General features: G+C 62.0%; 14 protein-coding genes and 1 pseudogene. 9 read left to right on the forward strand and 6 right to left on the reverse strand.

Annotation, left to right across the window (positions count from 1 at the left end; genetic code table 11):
- Positions 1 to 3: 3 nt before the first annotated feature.
- Positions 4 to 186 (reverse strand): hypothetical protein, encoded by a 183-nt coding sequence (locus F3H96_RS27505; protein ID WP_149804809.1) that lies wholly within the window; start codon positions 184 to 186, stop codon positions 4 to 6.
- 454 nt (positions 187 to 640) lie between these two features.
- On the opposite strand from F3H96_RS27505, the gene F3H96_RS27510 reads away from it, so the two are divergent.
- Entirely contained in the window at positions 641 to 3,238 is a 2,598-nt protein-coding gene (locus tag F3H96_RS27510) for an EAL domain-containing protein (RefSeq protein WP_149804810.1), read from the forward strand.
- Here F3H96_RS27510 and F3H96_RS27515 read toward each other — a convergent pair.
- From F3H96_RS27515 to F3H96_RS27530, 5 genes and pseudogenes are all read right to left on the reverse strand, one after another.
- Positions 3,225 to 3,425, reverse strand: a pseudogene (locus tag F3H96_RS27515) (hypothetical protein); the annotation flags it as partial. The gene F3H96_RS27510 and the pseudogene F3H96_RS27515 overlap by 14 nt on opposite strands.
- 66 nt (positions 3,426 to 3,491) lie before the next feature.
- Complete coding sequence (locus tag F3H96_RS30740; RefSeq protein WP_188131554.1) at positions 3,492 to 3,665, reverse strand: hypothetical protein; 174 nt, start codon at positions 3,663 to 3,665, stop codon at positions 3,492 to 3,494.
- Between the two features lie 32 nt (positions 3,666 to 3,697).
- The gene (locus F3H96_RS27520; protein WP_188131555.1) at positions 3,698 to 4,825 is read right to left on the reverse strand and encodes a WD40 repeat domain-containing protein; all 1,128 of its coding nucleotides are present in this window, start codon (positions 4,823 to 4,825) and stop codon (positions 3,698 to 3,700) included.
- Positions 4,822 to 5,169, reverse strand: a complete 348-nt coding sequence (locus tag F3H96_RS27525) for a hypothetical protein (RefSeq protein WP_149804811.1) — start codon at positions 5,167 to 5,169, stop codon at positions 4,822 to 4,824. Before F3H96_RS27525 ends, F3H96_RS27520 begins: the two co-directional genes overlap by 4 nt.
- Positions 5,169 to 5,624 (reverse strand): hypothetical protein, encoded by a 456-nt coding sequence (locus F3H96_RS27530; protein ID WP_244620172.1) that lies wholly within the window; start codon positions 5,622 to 5,624, stop codon positions 5,169 to 5,171. The genes F3H96_RS27525 and F3H96_RS27530 overlap by 1 nt, the downstream gene beginning before the upstream one ends.
- Positions 5,625 to 6,186: 562 nt before the next feature.
- Here F3H96_RS27530 and F3H96_RS27535 point away from each other — a divergent pair.
- The 8 genes from F3H96_RS27535 (at position 6,187) to F3H96_RS27570 (ending at position 15,224) form a co-directional block, all read left to right on the forward strand.
- Complete coding sequence (locus tag F3H96_RS27535) at positions 6,187 to 7,860, forward strand: aromatic/alkene/methane monooxygenase hydroxylase/oxygenase subunit alpha (protein WP_210248180.1); 1,674 nt, start codon at positions 6,187 to 6,189, stop codon at positions 7,858 to 7,860.
- 103 nt (positions 7,861 to 7,963) lie between these two features.
- Positions 7,964 to 9,022, forward strand: a complete 1,059-nt coding sequence (locus tag F3H96_RS27540) for a 2Fe-2S iron-sulfur cluster binding domain-containing protein (RefSeq protein ID WP_149804813.1) — start codon at positions 7,964 to 7,966, stop codon at positions 9,020 to 9,022.
- A 52-nt stretch (positions 9,023 to 9,074) separates the two neighbouring features.
- Positions 9,075 to 10,133 (forward strand): aromatic/alkene monooxygenase hydroxylase subunit beta, encoded by a 1,059-nt coding sequence (locus F3H96_RS27545; protein WP_149804814.1) that lies wholly within the window; start codon positions 9,075 to 9,077, stop codon positions 10,131 to 10,133.
- Positions 10,134 to 10,150: 17 nt separating this feature from the next.
- On the forward strand, positions 10,151 to 10,519 hold the full coding sequence (locus F3H96_RS27550; protein ID WP_149804815.1) for an MmoB/DmpM family protein: 369 nt from the start codon (positions 10,151 to 10,153) through the stop codon (positions 10,517 to 10,519).
- A gap of 86 nt (positions 10,520 to 10,605) precedes the next feature.
- Entirely contained in the window at positions 10,606 to 11,628 is a 1,023-nt protein-coding gene (locus F3H96_RS27555; RefSeq protein WP_149804816.1) for an amidohydrolase family protein, read from the forward strand.
- Positions 11,629 to 11,632: 4 nt separating this feature from the next.
- Complete coding sequence (locus F3H96_RS27560) at positions 11,633 to 12,430, forward strand: iron-sulfur cluster assembly protein (RefSeq protein WP_149804817.1); 798 nt, start codon at positions 11,633 to 11,635, stop codon at positions 12,428 to 12,430.
- A gap of 75 nt (positions 12,431 to 12,505) precedes the next feature.
- Positions 12,506 to 14,137, forward strand: coding sequence for a molecular chaperone GroEL (locus F3H96_RS27565; RefSeq protein WP_149804818.1), 1,632 nt, complete (start codon positions 12,506 to 12,508; stop codon positions 14,135 to 14,137).
- 43 nt (positions 14,138 to 14,180) lie between these two features.
- Complete coding sequence (locus F3H96_RS27570; RefSeq protein ID WP_149804819.1) at positions 14,181 to 15,224, forward strand: NAD(P)-dependent alcohol dehydrogenase; 1,044 nt, start codon at positions 14,181 to 14,183, stop codon at positions 15,222 to 15,224.
- Positions 15,225 to 15,258 lie beyond the last annotated feature (34 nt).

The raw sequence follows: 15,258 nt of genomic DNA on the forward strand, positions 1-15,258 counted from the left end.
CATTCAGGGCTGCGTCAAACCGATCCGACAGGCAGCGTTGTTAACGTCCGTTGCCGGGCGCCGCGGCGATCTGAAACGCCAACGGTTTTCTAACTGCCGCGCAGTCACTTCGTGCAGCCCATCCGGGTCCGAAAGCAAAATGTCTTTGAGGGCGGCGCTGGCGGTCTTACTTTCAGTCTTGGTCATGGTGGCGTTCCTTCCAGGGAATCGGTGACGTTTGAGCATCGCCAGCCTGCCGTGCGCCCCCCTCTCAGCGAATTTGCAGAACTCTCAGCACACTACCGTCTTACTCGATTGTTTTTTACGCTCTGCAGCGATGATCACTGCGACTTTGACAATCTATAAACTCATGCCAACAAATGCCTGTTCCAGGAACTGCTTCACCAGCGGAAGTTTCTCCTGTCTTGCCACCGCCGTGCATATGACGATTTGGAGTGGGTAAGGACAAAATCTGTCCAAAGCTCGCCAACATCGCCACTTCCTCGACATTTGTTCCGGCGGAATCCGGAGCGGCACTGGGAACGGCGTCTTCTTAAGTCAGAATTAAGGCGTCAGGGACAATACTACAGAAAAGCACCTCTAACATCTTTACGGAATTGGCGCTTGCGGACAGGATTGGTCTCGTAAGATCGGCGTTCATATGAAGCGACTGAAGGATATCAGTGTCAGAACAAAGCTCTCGCTGGGCTTTGGCCTCGCGTTGCTGTGCATCGTTGCATTAGGGGTGTTTGGTGTCGCGCAACTTCGATCACTCAACGAGGTCACCAGCGAGATCACCGGCGTTTGGTTGCCGCAGGTTCAGATCGTTGGCGAGATGAAGCGAAATCTCGCGGGGCATCAGCTCAACGCGACACTGCGCATGCGCGGTACCGACGCCCGGCAGGCAGTCGGCATCGACAAGGAGATGGCGAGGGAAAGCGAAGAGATGCTCCAAGGCCGGCGCGCCTATCGCCGAAGCGCCGGATCGCCCGCCGAGCAGCAGCTATTCGATCAATTCGTCAACCTCTGGACGGCCTACCAGGACTCCCTCGCATCGATATTTCCGCTCCTCGACAATGGAGAGCGGGCGACGGCCGCGAAAGAATTCGAGACAGTTTCGCTCCCAACGGTTGCCGCGGCCGCACAGCGACTGAATGGCCTGCTGGAGCTCACCAACCAGCGCAGCACGGCTGCCGCGGCCATGGCCGATCGCACCTACACCGTCGCGCAGCGATTGACCTGGGCAGCGATTGTCTTTGCTGCCCTGTGCCTTGGCCTGCTTGTCATCTGGATAAGCCGCAACGTCAGCAAGCCGATCCTTGCCGTGAGCGAGGCGATGCATCGGTTGACGCTGGGCGAGCGCGGCTCGACCCTGGCTGCGCTTACAAGGGATCGGCGGGACGAGGTTGGGGTGTTGTTCTCGGCCTTTGCCGGTTACCGAGCCAGTCTGGAGCGCAGTGACGCCTTAGCCCGCGAGGCCGAGCTGGAACGGCAGCATCTGGCCGCCGCGGCCGCGAACATGCCCGTGGGCTTGTGCATGTTCGATGCCGAGCGGCGACTGGTTTTCTGCAACCAGGCCTATGCCGACCTCTATCACCTGCCGGAGACCCTGACCCGACCGGGGTCGCAGTGGGTCGATCTGATGCGGTTCCGGATCGCCGCGGGGCTTTATGTAGGCCAGGACCCGGACAGGTATCTGGAAGAGCTCTCGGCGACCATTGACCGCGCCGAGCGTATCGTGAGCCTGGTGGAACTCAGGGACGGGCGCACCATCGACCTCATTCATCAGCCCCTGCCGGGCGGCGGGTGGCTTGCCACGCATCACGACGTGACCGACTTGCGGCGCAGTGAGGCCCGCATCTCCCACATGGCGCGCCACGATGCGCTTACCGATCTTCCGAACCGCATATTGTTCCGCGAACGCGCCGAGGAGACTTTGGTCGAGATGGAACGCATGGGTGGCAAGGTCGCCTTCCTTTGCCTCGATCTCGATCATTTCAAGACGGTCAACGACACGCTAGGGCATCCGGTTGGCGACGCCTTGCTGAAGGAGGTCGCTGCCAGGCTGACGCAGGTCGTCGGTGAAGGCGACACAGTGGCCAGGCTCAGCGGCGACGAGTTCGTGATCATTCAAAGGGAGGCGGCTCAGCCGGTCGAGGCCACGGCCCTCGCGCAACGGGTCATCGATGCGCTGAGCGCGCCCTATGTCGTCGATGGTCATGGGGTTGTGATCAGCGCCAGCGTCGGCATCTCGATTGCGCCGAACGATGGCAGGAACGCCGACCAGCTGCTCAAGAACGGCGACATGGCGCTCTATCGGGCAAAGGCCGAGGGGCGCAGGACGTATAGGTTCTTCGAGCCGGAAATGGATGCCCGCATGCAGGCGCGGCGGTTTCTCGAACTCGATCTGCGCGAAGCGCTGGAACGAGGGCAATTCGAGATCTACTACCAGCCGCTCCTCAATCTCGGCCGCGGCGAGGTCAGCTGCTTCGAGGCGCTGCTGCGCTGGCATCACCCGACGCGCGGCATTGTCTCCCCGGCCGAGTTCATTCCCCTGGCCGAGGAGATCGGCCTGATCGTCCCGATCGGCGAATGGGTGATCAAGCAAGCCTGTCTCGACGCGGCACGCTGGCCCGATGGCATCAAGGTCGCCGTCAATCTGTCGCCGACGCAGTTTCGCAACGCGCGCTTGCTCTCGGCGATCGTCGAGGCACTGGATGTCTCGGGATTGCCCCCGAGCCAGCTCGAGCTTGAAATCACCGAGACTGTGCTGCTGGCCAACACCCAGGCGACGCTCGCGATGCTGCAACAAATCCACATGCTGGGCGTGCACATCGCGATGGACGATTTCGGAACCGGATACTCGAGCTTGAGCTATCTGCGCTCGTTCCCGTTCGACAAGATCAAGATCGACCAGTCCTTCATCAAGGACGCCAATGACGTCGACAGCTCCGTAGCCATCATCCGGGCAGTCACGAGCCTTGGCAGCAGCCTTGGAATGCAGACCACAGCCGAAGGGATCGAGACGGCCGAGCAGCTCGAGCGGGTACGAAGGGAAGGCTGCACCGAGGCGCAGGGCTTCCTGCTCAGCCGGCCGCTGCCTGCCCGGGACATTCCCGAAATGCTGGGGCGGGTGCGCGCGGTCGTAGTTGGCGACATAACCGAGCCCGCACCTGAAATGACGGGGGAGCGGAACAGAACGCAGGTCTCCACCGGTCGACGTCGCATCAGCGCGCCTGCCTCGTCTAACCGGGGCTGACGCGAAGACCACCTCTGCCTGCGACGCACCGGATTCGGACGCCGAGATGATGCAGCAACAGTCCCGGTTGCGCCTTGAGCTCAGCGGCCGGGCCCTCATGGACGATATGGCCGTTGTTGATGATGTAGACCCGGCTCGCCAGCGCGAGCGTCGCGGCGAGGTTCTGCTCCACCAGCACGATCGTCTGGGGCGAGATCGACGGCGCTGCCATAGCCGGTCTCTTGAGGGCGGCCCCGTCAAGGCGCCTTGACAGTCAATTGGTCTTCAGCGGGCCGGCTTTATTCTCGGCAATCCATCGAGCGGCGAGCACCAGCGCGCCCATGCTGAAATCCTTGCCGTGCTTGGCCACCATCTCTTCCGATAATTTGGCGAGCCGTTCGAAAAAGTCGTCCTTGCTCTTTTCCTCGGCTGTGAGTTCGGCTTGCATTCCATTCTCCTGTTTCGTGAGGTTCGCCGCCGTTATTTTAGAAGCAGCGCTGGGAGCGTAATGATCGCAGCAGTGCCATCCACCATGCCCGCAGCCAGATGCTGCCCGTCGCCGGACCAGGCCAGCGCGGTGATCGCACTGCCACCAGGTTTCACGACAAGTTCGTCGCGCGATCCGATCTGGGCGACAGTGATACGGCCATTGGCGTAGCCGGCGGCAATGTTTTTCCTCTGCGGGTGCGCTGTCACCGTCTCGACGGGAATCACCCCGGAGCGACCTGTCACCAGCGCACCGGAACTTGGGTCATGAAGCGGCGGGGCTGCCATCGACCAGCCGGCGATACGGAACGCGCCCGATGCAAACAGAGCGTTCTGCGGCTGGCTCCAGCACACCGTCCGGACCGGCGAGGGAAATCCACCGACAATGCCCGATCGGCCGTCAATCAGACTGACCAGGACAAAGCCTCCGGTCTCGAGTCCGCATGCCAGCCATGAGCCGTCACCGCTCCAGCGGAGCGACGTCGAGCCTGCCGGCGTGGAAAAATTGCGTATCGGCAGCGGATCGCCGTCGACGGTCCAGATCAACACTCCATCGCCGGAATCGAAGGCAAGCTGTTTCCCGTCCGGCGAGAAGGCAATTGCGTTTGTCGACGAGGACGCTGCTTGCGGCAGCTTCATCACGTCGGCGTGGGCGCGTGACAGGAAGACGTCATGTCCATTGCTGAGTGCAGTCGTGTCCATCTCAGCGTTATGATCGATGGCGACGATAGGTCCCTCGATATTGATAGGTGTCTCCATCACTTCCCCGTCCGCCGCCAGGTGGACTGCCTGGCCGGTCGTCGTACCAACGAGGAAGCCGGAACGCAGATAGCTCGTGATCGGCACGTCACCATCTCCCAACGCTGATGTGGCGATCAGCGGAACCGGGGGCTTCTGGCGCGGTCGGATCGTCGTTTGTCCGAGGTCGCCGCTTACCCTGATCCTAGCTTCCGGCGGCTCCTGATCAGCCACCGGCCCGAGGGCGACGGTTCCGTCCACGGACGTGAATGCGACCGTAGAACCGTCGGCGCTGAAACACACATCGGCAACCGCTCCCGGGCGCCGCCAGCTTCGTGCCAGCAGGTCGAATGGTGTCAGGTTTTGCATTGCTCGTTGGTTCACGGCTTGTCTCCACCACTGCCGCTCGTTGCCTGCGCAAGCGCGCAGTCGACATCTGCGATCTCGCCCTCGATTGCCACGATTCGGTCCTCGCTCTTCAGGCATGCCTGCCTAGCTGCCGCGGCACTCTCTTCAGCGTCATGCAAATCCTGCACCAGTTGCGCGCTGCCGCCGTGTCTCCCGATTTCGAGCTGCAGGCGCAGCACCTCCATCTCGGTGCCGGACAGCTTTTGATGGAACCGCAAGGCTTCGGCGGTGAGCGCCGAGACGTCGGCGACAAGAGCCAACCGGCGAGTGACCAGCGCGGCCAGTCCGGCATCCCTTCTGTTCCAGGAGTCGCCGCCCATCACTTTCCCTCCGCCGGCTTTTCGAAAGCCGAGAGCAATCCCGGCAGACCGCCGACTTGTGACTGGAACTGCCTTTCGGCGGTCTCGATATGGTTCTTCAGTTGGTCCCAGATGTCGACGCGGATCATGGATGTCGTGTCGCCGGTAAGGCGCTCGATTTCGGCGATCCGAAACTGACGCGATAGCGAAACGCCGGAAAACACGAAGTCGCGCAACAGGATCGCATGGCTCTCGATGAACAGGTGGATCATCGGATGCGTCTGCGTGGTCACGCCGCTGGCGGCAAGCTCGGCCCTTATGAAATCCTGGAAATGGCTTTGCAGCCGGTGCTGACTCTCGCCCAGGAAGCGCATGACGAAGACGAGATCGCGCGGCATGAGCCGGACGAGTTCGGCCGTCACGTCGTCCGACTGTTTGGACTGGGAAAAACCCGGGCTGTCATCATTGCTCGGCATCATCTCTCTCGTCGTTGGGCTCTCGCTCGAGATCAGCCATCAAATAATGTACGAAATAATCGAAATGAATAGGTGTCGGTTAATTTATTTGTACACCGCTCGCCGAGAGAATATATTGCGTTGCACAATGAATGTGTAAATATTACATATGTAATATACAACTGTAAAATATCGTTACAGTTATCCGGACGTTCGCTGGACAGACCCACGGGCATCTTCGGCCGAGCGTTGATCGCAGGCTCCAATTTCAAACTGGCACGACGCTTGCTTTACCTATTTGCATAAGAAGCCCATCGCGTTCCGACGCGGTGCCAAAAGAACGAAGGACCGGAGGAAGCAGCAGCATACGCGCTTCGATACGCCCATCGCAAAGAGCGACTGGCGTGTCGCAGCTCCCGCAGCCTCCCGGAAAACCTTTGCCGAGATCCACTTGAATGGCTTGGCCCCGTGTCGCGCCTGAGGGCGCAACCCTTTGTCGTGCCATTCGCAAACTCACTGGCGGCGTTGTGTGCCGTCTCATGCCCTGGATCGAGGGATCCATGGCTCAACCTGGTGGAGGCTTATGACGATGTCGTCGTTGACACTTAACAAGATTACCTCGCAGCGCGGTATTTCCGTGGGCGAGGCGACCAAGAAGATTTCCGACCTCGGTTGGAACCCGACCTATGTCCAGGAAGCGATGACGTTTCCAACCGACTACAAGATCGCCAAGGCGCCGCGCGATCCGATGAAGCAGGTGCTGCGCTCCTATTTCCCCATGCAGGAGGAGAAGGACAACCGCGTCTACGGCGCCCTCGACGCAGCGCTGCGCGGCGACATGTTCCGCAATGTCGAGCCGCGCTGGGTGGAATGGATGAAGCTCTTTCTCGCCATCATTCCCTTCCCGGAGATCTCGGCCGCCCGCTCGATGGCGATGGTGGCACGGCTTGCGCCGGGCGAGGACCTCAGGACCGGCTTCACCATGCAGATGGTCGATGAGTTCCGCCACTCCACCATCCAGATGAATCTGAAGAAGTGGTACATGGAGAACTACATCGACCCGGCGGGCTTCGACATCACCGAGGAAGCCTTCGGCAAGTGCTACGCGACCACCATCGGCCGCCAGTTCGGCGAAGGCTTCATCACCGGCGACACGATGACGGCCGCTTGCATGTACCTGACCGTCGTTGCCGAGACGGCGTTCACCAATACGCTCTTCGTCGCCATGCCCTCGGAGGCCGCGCGCAACGGCGACTACGCGCTGCCGACCGTCTTCCTGTCGGTGCAATCCGACGAGAGCCGGCATATCGGCAATGGTCACTCGCTGCTGATGGCGGCGCTGAAGGAGCCTGAGAACCATCTGCTGCTTGAGCGCGATCTGCGCTACGCCTTCTGGCAGAACCACGCCATCGTCGATGCCGCCATCGGCACCTTCATCGAATACGGCACCACCAACCGCGACAAGAACAAGGAATCCTACGCGGAAATGTGGCACCGCTGGATCTACGAGGACTACTACCGCACCTACATGCTGCCGCTCGAGAAATACGGCATCAAGGTCCATCACGACGATGTCCAGGCAGCCTGGGAACGCATCACCAAGAAGAATTACGTCCACAAGGTCGGCCAGTTCTTCGCAGTCGGTTGGCCGGTCAACTTCTGGCGCATCGAAGCCCAGACCGACAAGGACTTCGAGTGGTTCGAGCACAAATATCCGGGCTGGTACGCCGAGTTCGGTGACTTCTGGAAATGGTACGCCAAGCTCAGCCACAAGGGTGAGAAGGTGCTGCTGTTCAACAGCGATGTCGGCTACGTCTATCCGCACCGCTGCTGGTCCTGCCTGGTGCCTTGCCTGATCCGCGAGGACATGGTGGTCGATGAGATCGACGGGCAGCTGCACACCTTCGCCCACGAGCTCGACCGCTGGACCGCCGTCGAAGCCTTTGCCGACGAGTATCAGGGCCGTCCGACGCCCGCGATGGGCCGCTTCAGCGGCAAGCGCGAGTGGGAAACGCTCTATGACGGCTGGGATCTCGCCGATGCGATCAAGGATCTCAACTTCGTCCGCTCCGACGGCAAGACGCTGATCCCGCAGCCGCACCTGCGCTTCGGCGCCGACGAACAGTGGACGCTCGACGACGTGCGCGGCAACATTCTCGGATCGCCGCTCAAGGCGCTTCGCAGCATGTCGCCGGCGGATCGCGAGAAGCACCTGGCCGAGTATCGGGCGGGCTTCACCATCACACCCTTCAACTGATCATCCGTGCGCGGGGGCCGGGTTCCGACCCCCGCGACATTCCGGACGAAGGCCACTTCCCGCCCATAGGGGCGGGGAACGGAGAGGAATTGGGAGGTTATCGATGACTGGTGCTCACACGGTGCGGCTGGAGCCGGTCGGCGTCGAGTTCGAGGTCGAGCACGGCGAAACGGTCCTGAACGCGGCATTCCGCCAGGGCATTGCGCTGCCGCATGGCTGCAAGGAAGGGCAATGCTCGGCCTGCAAATGCGTGCTGCTCGAAGGCGAAGTCGACATGCTGAAATACTCGACCTTCGCGCTCAACGACATGGAGAAGGAGAGCGGCCACGTCCTGTTGTGCCGGTCGATCGCCTATTCCGACATGCAGGTCGAGCTCCTCAACTACGACGAAGAGGTTCTGGCGAAATCGATCGCGGTGAAGACGTTCAAGGGCCGGATCTCGAAGTTCGAGCATCTGACCCACGATATCCGCGGCATCGAGATCGAACTCGGCTCGCCGATAAAATTCTGGGCTGGGCAATATGTCGACATCACAGTCACCACGCAAAAAGGGGAGACGATTACGCGCTCGTTCTCCATGGCAAATACGCCGGACCAAACCCAAAGGCTCTCCTTCATCATCAAGAAATATCCCGAAGGAAAGTTCTCCGGAGAGCTCGATTCCGGCGGCATCCGTGTCGGAGCCGAGGTTACCGTCGTCGGGCCCTACGGAACCTGTTTCCGGCGGGAGCAGCGGCAAGGTCCCCTGATCCTGGTCGGCGCCGGATCCGGCATGTCGCCGGTCTGGTCGATCCTCAACGACCACCTGAAGAGCGGCGAGAAGCGGGACGTCTATTTCTTCTATGGCGCGCGCACGCCCAGCGACCTGTTCTATCTCGACAGCATCGCCGAGCTCGCCGGTCGACACCCGGAGCTGAACTTCATCCCGGTTCTGTCGCACGTCAACTGCGAGGCCTGGGACGGCGAACGCGGCTTCGTGCACCAGAGCGTCGATGCCAAGCTCAAGCAGCTCGCGGTCGACGGGCAGGGAGACGTCTACGCATGCGGTCCGCCACCAATGATCGATGCGCTGCAGCCCGTCCTGTTCATGAACGGCTTCGAGACCGAACGCATCTTCTTCGACCGGTTCACCACATCGTCCAACGCCACCCCGGCCCATTGAGGCGGGCCGGAGCCGACGACTTCAGAGCAACTGCAACAAGGGAGTGAAGACAATGGTAGCAACGTCGAGTTCAGTAGGATCGGGAGCCGCGGGAGCTGCGGTGTTCGCCGATTCGGACAGCCGCAAGTATCGGTACTTCGATCCGAAAGGTCAGCGCGCCACCCATTACGAGGATGTCACGGTCGACGTGCAGCCCGACCCCGAGCGCTACCTGATCCAGGACTGGATCATTTCCTTCTCGAACGGCAAGGGCGCCTACATCAAGGACAACACGGCTGCCAAGAGCTCGAACTGGCATGCGTTCCGGGCCCCCGACCAGGAATGGGAGCGCACGCATTATCAGCGCCAGTCGAAGATCGAGACGATGGTGCAGAGCGTCATCACCAATGCCCGCCGGGCCGGCGCGCCGAAGACGTTCGACAAGGTCTGGGCCAAGCTCCTGCAGGCGCATCTCGGGGCATGGAAGCATGCCGAGTTCGGCCTCGGCACGTCGCTCATGCAGGCGCAGCGCTACGGCTACACGCAGATGATCAACAATGCAACGCTGACCAACTCCTCCTACAAGCTGAGGCTCGCCCAGGACATCACCCTCTATCTGGCCGAGATCGGCATGGACATCGCCGGCTGGGACGACGAGCTCGGCAAGAAGCACTGGCTCGAGGACGGCGTCTGGCAGGGCACCCGCGAAGCGGTCGAGACCATCATGGGCACGACCGACTATCTCGAGCAGTACTTCGCCATCAACATCGTGTTCGAGCCGCTGGTCGGCGAATTGTTCCGCTCCGGCTTTCTCATGCAGGCGGCGGCGGCCAACCACGACTTCATCACGCCGCCGGTGATTTCGGCGGCTGAAGCCGACTACGAGCGCAACCTCGCCAACACCATCGACCTGATCTACCTGCTCGCCAACGACGACAAGCACGGCGCGGCGAACAGGAAGCTCTTCCAGGGCTGGGTGAACAAGCACGAGGCGCTCGCCGACAAGGCAGCCACCGGCCTCCAGCCGATCTGGTCGATGCCGCATTCCAAGCCGGTTTCCTTCACCGACGTTCGCGCCCAATCCGAGGAACGGATCGGCAAGATACTCGGCGAACTCGGCCTCAAGCGCTGAACAGGGAGAAGACTATCATGTCAGTAGCAGCACGCGACGCCTCGCAGTCCAACATCTTCAAGTCGATGAAGGACATCACCTTCGAGCAGACGATCTCGCACCAGTGCGGCGTCACCATGAACGACTCGGTCGAGGCCCGCGCCATCGCCGAATTCATGGGCAAGAAGCCGGGGGTCATCGTCACATACCAGCCGGCCATGATCCGCATCGACGGCAACGGCAAGCTGATCTTCAAGATGGACGAGATCAGCGAGTATCTCGGCCGCGAAATGACCGCCGAGATCTTCGAGGTCAACACCTCCACCCACTACGGCCGCATGGCGCGCATCGACGACAACACCGTGATCCTGTTCGGGAACATGGACGAGGTCTTCGAATATATCTGAGGAAGCCCCCGGCGCGCTGCCTGGGTGCGGCGCGCCGGCTCCATCAACGCGACGCCCCATCAACATGACGACTGCGGAGGCAAGAAATGTACAGGACACCTGAAGGCAAGGACATCTTCGTGGTCGACGGCCACACCCACTTCTGGGATGGCAGTCCGGAAAACCAGAAGAACATCCACGGCAAGCAGTTCATCGACTGCTTCTATGCTTATCACACGGGCCTGAGCCCGAAGGAACAGCTCTGGGAGAAGGGCAAGTTCGAGAAATACAGCGCCGACGATCTCTACCGCGACCTGTTTATTGATGGTCCGGACGACGTGGCGATCGTCCAGTCGACCTATCTAAGGGATTTCTACAAGAACGGCTTCAACACGATCGAGCGCAATGCCGAGGTCGCCAAGCGCTATCCCGAGCGCTTCATCGTCAACGGCGCCTTCGATCCGCGCGATGGCGAGAAGGCGCTCGAATACATCCACTTCATGAAGGAGACCTACGACATCAAGGGCGTGAAGATGTACACGGCCGAATGGAATGGCGCCTCCAAGGGCTGGAAGCTCACCGATCCCGACGCCTACAGGTGCTTCGAGCTTTGCGACAAGCTGGGCATCAGGAACATCCATGTCCATAAGGGCCCGACGATCATCCCGCTCAGCAAGGATGCCTTCGACGTGCACGACGTCGACCATGCGGCGACGGACTTCCAGGGCCTCAACTGGATCGTCGAGCATTGCGGGCTGCCGCGCCTCGACGATTTCTGCTGGATCGCGACGCAGGAAACCAACGTCTATGGCGGCCTGGCAGTGGCGCTTCCCTTCATCCACTCGCGCCCACGCTACTTTGCCGAGGTCATCGCCGAGCTGCTGTTCTGGATCGGGCCGGAAAAGATCCTTTTCGGCTCCGACTACGCGATCTGGACGCCGCGCTGGCTGGTCGAGCGGCTGTGGGCCTTCGAACTGCCGGAAGACATCAGGAAGGAGCGGGGAGTCGATCTCACACCCGAGACCAAGGAGAAGATCCTCGGTCTCAATGCCGCGCGCCTCTACAACATCGACATCGAAGCCAAGAAGAAGGCGCTGGCAAGCTCGCCCTTCAGCATCGCTGCGGAGTAGGCCCATGGCAACCGCCAGCGTTTCCGGTAGCCGCGAGAAGGAGCTCTGGCGGCGCCTCGGCGAGGTCAGCGACCCGGAACTCGACGAACCGGTCACCGAGATGGGCTTCGTCGAGCGGGCCGAGATCACGGGCGACGGCAGCGTTGAGGTCGACTTCCGCCTGCCGACCTACTGGTGCTCACCCAACTTCGCCTTCCTGATGCTCGACGGCGTGCGCAAGGCGCTCGACCAGCTCTCCTGGTCGCCCGCCTATCGCGTCAAGCTGCACGACCACATGTTCGCGGAAGAGGTCAATCGCGGCATCGAAGCGGGCAAGAATTTCGGCGACATATTCGCCGGGCTTGCCGGAGATGAGGATATCGGCGCGTTGCGCGAAACCTTCAGCATGAAGGCCTTCAAGCGGCGCCAGGAAGCGGTGCTGCTTGGCCTCAGGAGGCAAGGGCTGACGGATCGCGAGATCCTCGGCATGGACCTGGGCGCCTATGACGCCGCCCGTCTCGGGTCCGGCGAGATGACCAGCCAGAAGGCGAGATACCGGGCAGCGCTTGTCGAGCGCTTTCCGTCACGCAGGCGGGGCGATCCTGTCTTCGCGACCTGGGAGGGGCGGCAAATCCCACCCGCGGCCCTCGACGCCTATCTCGCCGAGCTGCGCTCCGTGCGCATCAACATGGAGTTCAACGGCGCGCTTTGCCGTGGGCTCAAGCAGGCAAGATACAAGGAACTGGACGTGATCGACGGCGAGCCGACGCTGGTCGATTTCATCCTGGACCGCGTGCCGGAGCGAAGCGCCCCGGTCACCTAAGCGAACCGAAAGCAACGGCCTCCTTCGCACGAGGCCCCCAACCAACAAACCGCCCGTAAGGCGGAAGGAGGAGTCATGCCAAAAATTATGCTTCACAATTCCGAGGCCCGTCGTGCTCTTGCCCGTGGCGTCTTTCGGCTGGCGACGGCCGTCGAGCCGACGCTAGGACCCAAAGGCATGAACGCCATGATCGACCGGCCGATCGGGACACCGATGGTGACGCGCGACGGCGTCAGCATCGCTTCCGAGATCGAACTCCATAACCGCTTCGAGAACATGGGAGCGCAGGTCGTCCGCGAAGTGTCGATGCAGACCAACGAGGTCGCCGGCGATGGCACGACGACCGCCATCGTGCTCGCCAACGCGCTCATCCAGGGCGGCGTCGAGGCGAATGAGCGCGGCGCGAAATCCGTCGATCTGTGCAAGGGCATCGAGCTTGCCGTGGGCGCGGTGGTCTCGGCCCTCAAGGCATCTGCCAAGCCTGCCAAGGGCAACGGCATCCTCGCTTCGGTAGCCAACATCGCCGCGACCGACGCCAGGCTTGGGGCGCTGGTGGCGGAGGCGCATGAGCGCGTCGGGGCCGATGGCGTCATCACCACCGACTTCAGCGTAACCACCGAGACCACGCTCGACGTGGTCGAGGGCATGTCTTTCGACCGCGGCTACCTCTCGCATCACATGGTCACCGATCAGGAGAAGATGGAGGCCGTGCTGGAACGGCCCTTCATCCTGATGACCGATCTCAAGATCAAGGAGCCCAGCGCCCTCGATACCGTGCGTCGCATCGCCGAAGAGGCCGGGCGGCCGCTGCTGATCGTGTCCGAGGAAGTTTCGCCGGAGGTCGTGGTGACGCTGCTCGGCAAGCAGGGGCCGGGCAAATACCTCATCGTCCATCCGCCGGAATACGGCCATTGGCGCAAGGCGATGATGGAAGATCTGGCGATCATCACCGGCGGCAGGGTGATTGCTCGCGACCTCGGCGGCCGGCTGGAGGACATCACGATCGACGATCTCGGGACCGCAGACCGGGTGAAGACCAGTTCCTCCTACACCTCGATCATTCGCGGCGGCGGCGACCCTGCCGCGATCCAGTCCCGCCGGGCCCAGGTGCAGCGGCAGTATGAGGCCGCGCCGCCGAACATCGAGCAGGACAAGCTGCGCGAGCGCCTCGCCAAGCTCTCCGGCGGCACCGCCATCCTCTATGCCGGCGGCGTCACGCCGGTCGAGCAGAAGCGGACCATCCAACTGATCGAGGATTCGCTGAATGCGGTGCGCGCCGCTTGCGAGGAGGGCGTGGTCGCCGGCGGCGGTTCCGCGCTTGCCCAGATCGCGCCTCTGCTCGACAAAGTGGCTGCCGGCGTCAATGGCGACGTCGCGGAGGGCGTGCGCCTGGTCCGCTCGGTGCTGACACGTCCGCTATGGCGCATCGCTGCCAATGCCGGCGCCGATCCCGAGGCTGTGGTGGCCGAGGTGACGCGCATCAACGGCGGCTATGGCTACAACGCATCCGCCGGCAGCTACCAGAACATGTTCGAAGCCGGGATCATCGACCCCGTCCGCGTCACCTATACGGCTCTCGCCAACGCGGCGTCCGTGGCGACGCTGATCCTGACCACCGAAACCTTGATCGGCGACCTTGCCGAGGACGAGGACCCGACCGCCGGGCCGGCGCTCGGCGGGGGCGCGGAAAAGCTTGGCCGCGCCTGACGCGGCATTCACCGAACGATTTCGACGTTGAAAGGACACGACGATGAAAGCTGCCAGACTCTACGAATACGACCCGAAAATGAACGTGAAGCTGAAGATCGAGGAGGTAGCCGCCCCGACGATCACCGCGCCGGATGAGGTGATCGTGCGCGTCGGCGCCGCCGGCTTGTGCCGCACCGACCTTCATATCATCGAAGGGGTGTGGAAGCCGACCATGGACCCCGACGGCAGTCTTTTGCCCTACATCATGGGTCACGAAAATGCCGGCTGGGTCGAGGAGGTCGGCAGCGGCGTCAGGTCGGTCAAGCGTGGCGATGCCGTGATCTGCCATCCGTTCCGCTCCTGCGGCATCTGCCTCAACTGCCGTCATGGCGAGGACATGTACTGCGACAATGGCCAGTTCCCCGGCCTTGGCATGAATGGCGGCTTCGCCGAATACTTCATCACCAGCGAGCGCTCGCTGATCAAGCTCAACGCCAACGTCACGCCGATTGAGGTGGCGCCGTTGGCCGACGCCGGCATCACCGCCTACCGCGCCGCCAAGCGGGCCGCAAAACTCCTGCGACCCGGCAGCTATTGCGTCCTGCTCGGCATCGGCGGGCTTGGTCATATCGCGCTGCAATCACTGCATGCGATTTCGGGCTGCCGGATCATCGCAGTGGATCGCGAGCCGGCGGCGCGTGTGCTGGCCAAGGATCTCGGCGCCGACTTCGTGCTCGATGGCGGCCCGAATGTCGTCGAGGAGGTCAAGGCGATCACCGGCGGCGGCGCGCATGTGGTCATCGACTTCGTCGGCGAGCTCGGTGTCGAGAACATCTGCTGGAAGATGGTGCGCAAGGGCGGACAGTTGTTCGTCGTCGGCTATGGCGGCGCGGTCAACGTGCCGACCGCCCATCTGGTCATCGAGGAGATCAACATCGGCGGCAGCCTGGTCGGTAATTTCACCGAGCTTGTCGAGCTGATGGAGCTGAACGCCGACGGCAAGGTGAAGATGCACTACACCGAGTACAACCTCGCCAGCATCAACACCGCGCTCGACGACTTCAAGAACCGGCGCTTCACCGGCCGCGGCGTCATCGTTCCCTGAACAACTCTGGGCTGAACGCCGTGCGAAAGCGGCG

This window comes from Mesorhizobium sp. NFR06, assembly GCF_900115245.1.
In the GTDB taxonomy this organism is placed as follows: domain Bacteria; phylum Pseudomonadota; class Alphaproteobacteria; order Rhizobiales; family Rhizobiaceae; genus Mesorhizobium.

Excerpts from the sequence above, each read along its gene's own strand:
- F3H96_RS27505 (WP_149804809.1), bottom strand. The coding sequence starts at position 186 with ATGACCAAGACTGAAAGTAAGACCGCCAGCGCCGCCCTCAAAGACATT.
- F3H96_RS27510 (WP_149804810.1), top strand. The coding sequence starts at position 641 with ATGAAGCGACTGAAGGATATCAGTGTCAGAACAAAGCTCTCGCTGGGC.
- F3H96_RS30740 (WP_188131554.1), bottom strand. The coding sequence starts at position 3,665 with ATGCAAGCCGAACTCACAGCCGAGGAAAAGAGCAAGGACGACTTTTTC.
- F3H96_RS27525 (WP_149804811.1), bottom strand. The coding sequence starts at position 5,169 with ATGGGCGGCGACTCCTGGAACAGAAGGGATGCCGGACTGGCCGCGCTG.
- F3H96_RS27530 (WP_244620172.1), bottom strand. The coding sequence starts at position 5,624 with ATGCCGAGCAATGATGACAGCCCGGGTTTTTCCCAGTCCAAACAGTCG.
- F3H96_RS27535 (WP_210248180.1), top strand. The coding sequence starts at position 6,187 with ATGACGATGTCGTCGTTGACACTTAACAAGATTACCTCGCAGCGCGGT.
- F3H96_RS27540 (WP_149804813.1), top strand. The coding sequence starts at position 7,964 with ATGACTGGTGCTCACACGGTGCGGCTGGAGCCGGTCGGCGTCGAGTTC.
- F3H96_RS27545 (WP_149804814.1), top strand. The coding sequence starts at position 9,075 with ATGGTAGCAACGTCGAGTTCAGTAGGATCGGGAGCCGCGGGAGCTGCG.
- F3H96_RS27550 (WP_149804815.1), top strand. The coding sequence starts at position 10,151 with ATGTCAGTAGCAGCACGCGACGCCTCGCAGTCCAACATCTTCAAGTCG.
- F3H96_RS27555 (WP_149804816.1), top strand. The coding sequence starts at position 10,606 with ATGTACAGGACACCTGAAGGCAAGGACATCTTCGTGGTCGACGGCCAC.
- F3H96_RS27560 (WP_149804817.1), top strand. The coding sequence starts at position 11,633 with ATGGCAACCGCCAGCGTTTCCGGTAGCCGCGAGAAGGAGCTCTGGCGG.
- F3H96_RS27565 (WP_149804818.1), top strand. The coding sequence starts at position 12,506 with ATGCCAAAAATTATGCTTCACAATTCCGAGGCCCGTCGTGCTCTTGCC.
- F3H96_RS27570 (WP_149804819.1), top strand. The coding sequence starts at position 14,181 with ATGAAAGCTGCCAGACTCTACGAATACGACCCGAAAATGAACGTGAAG.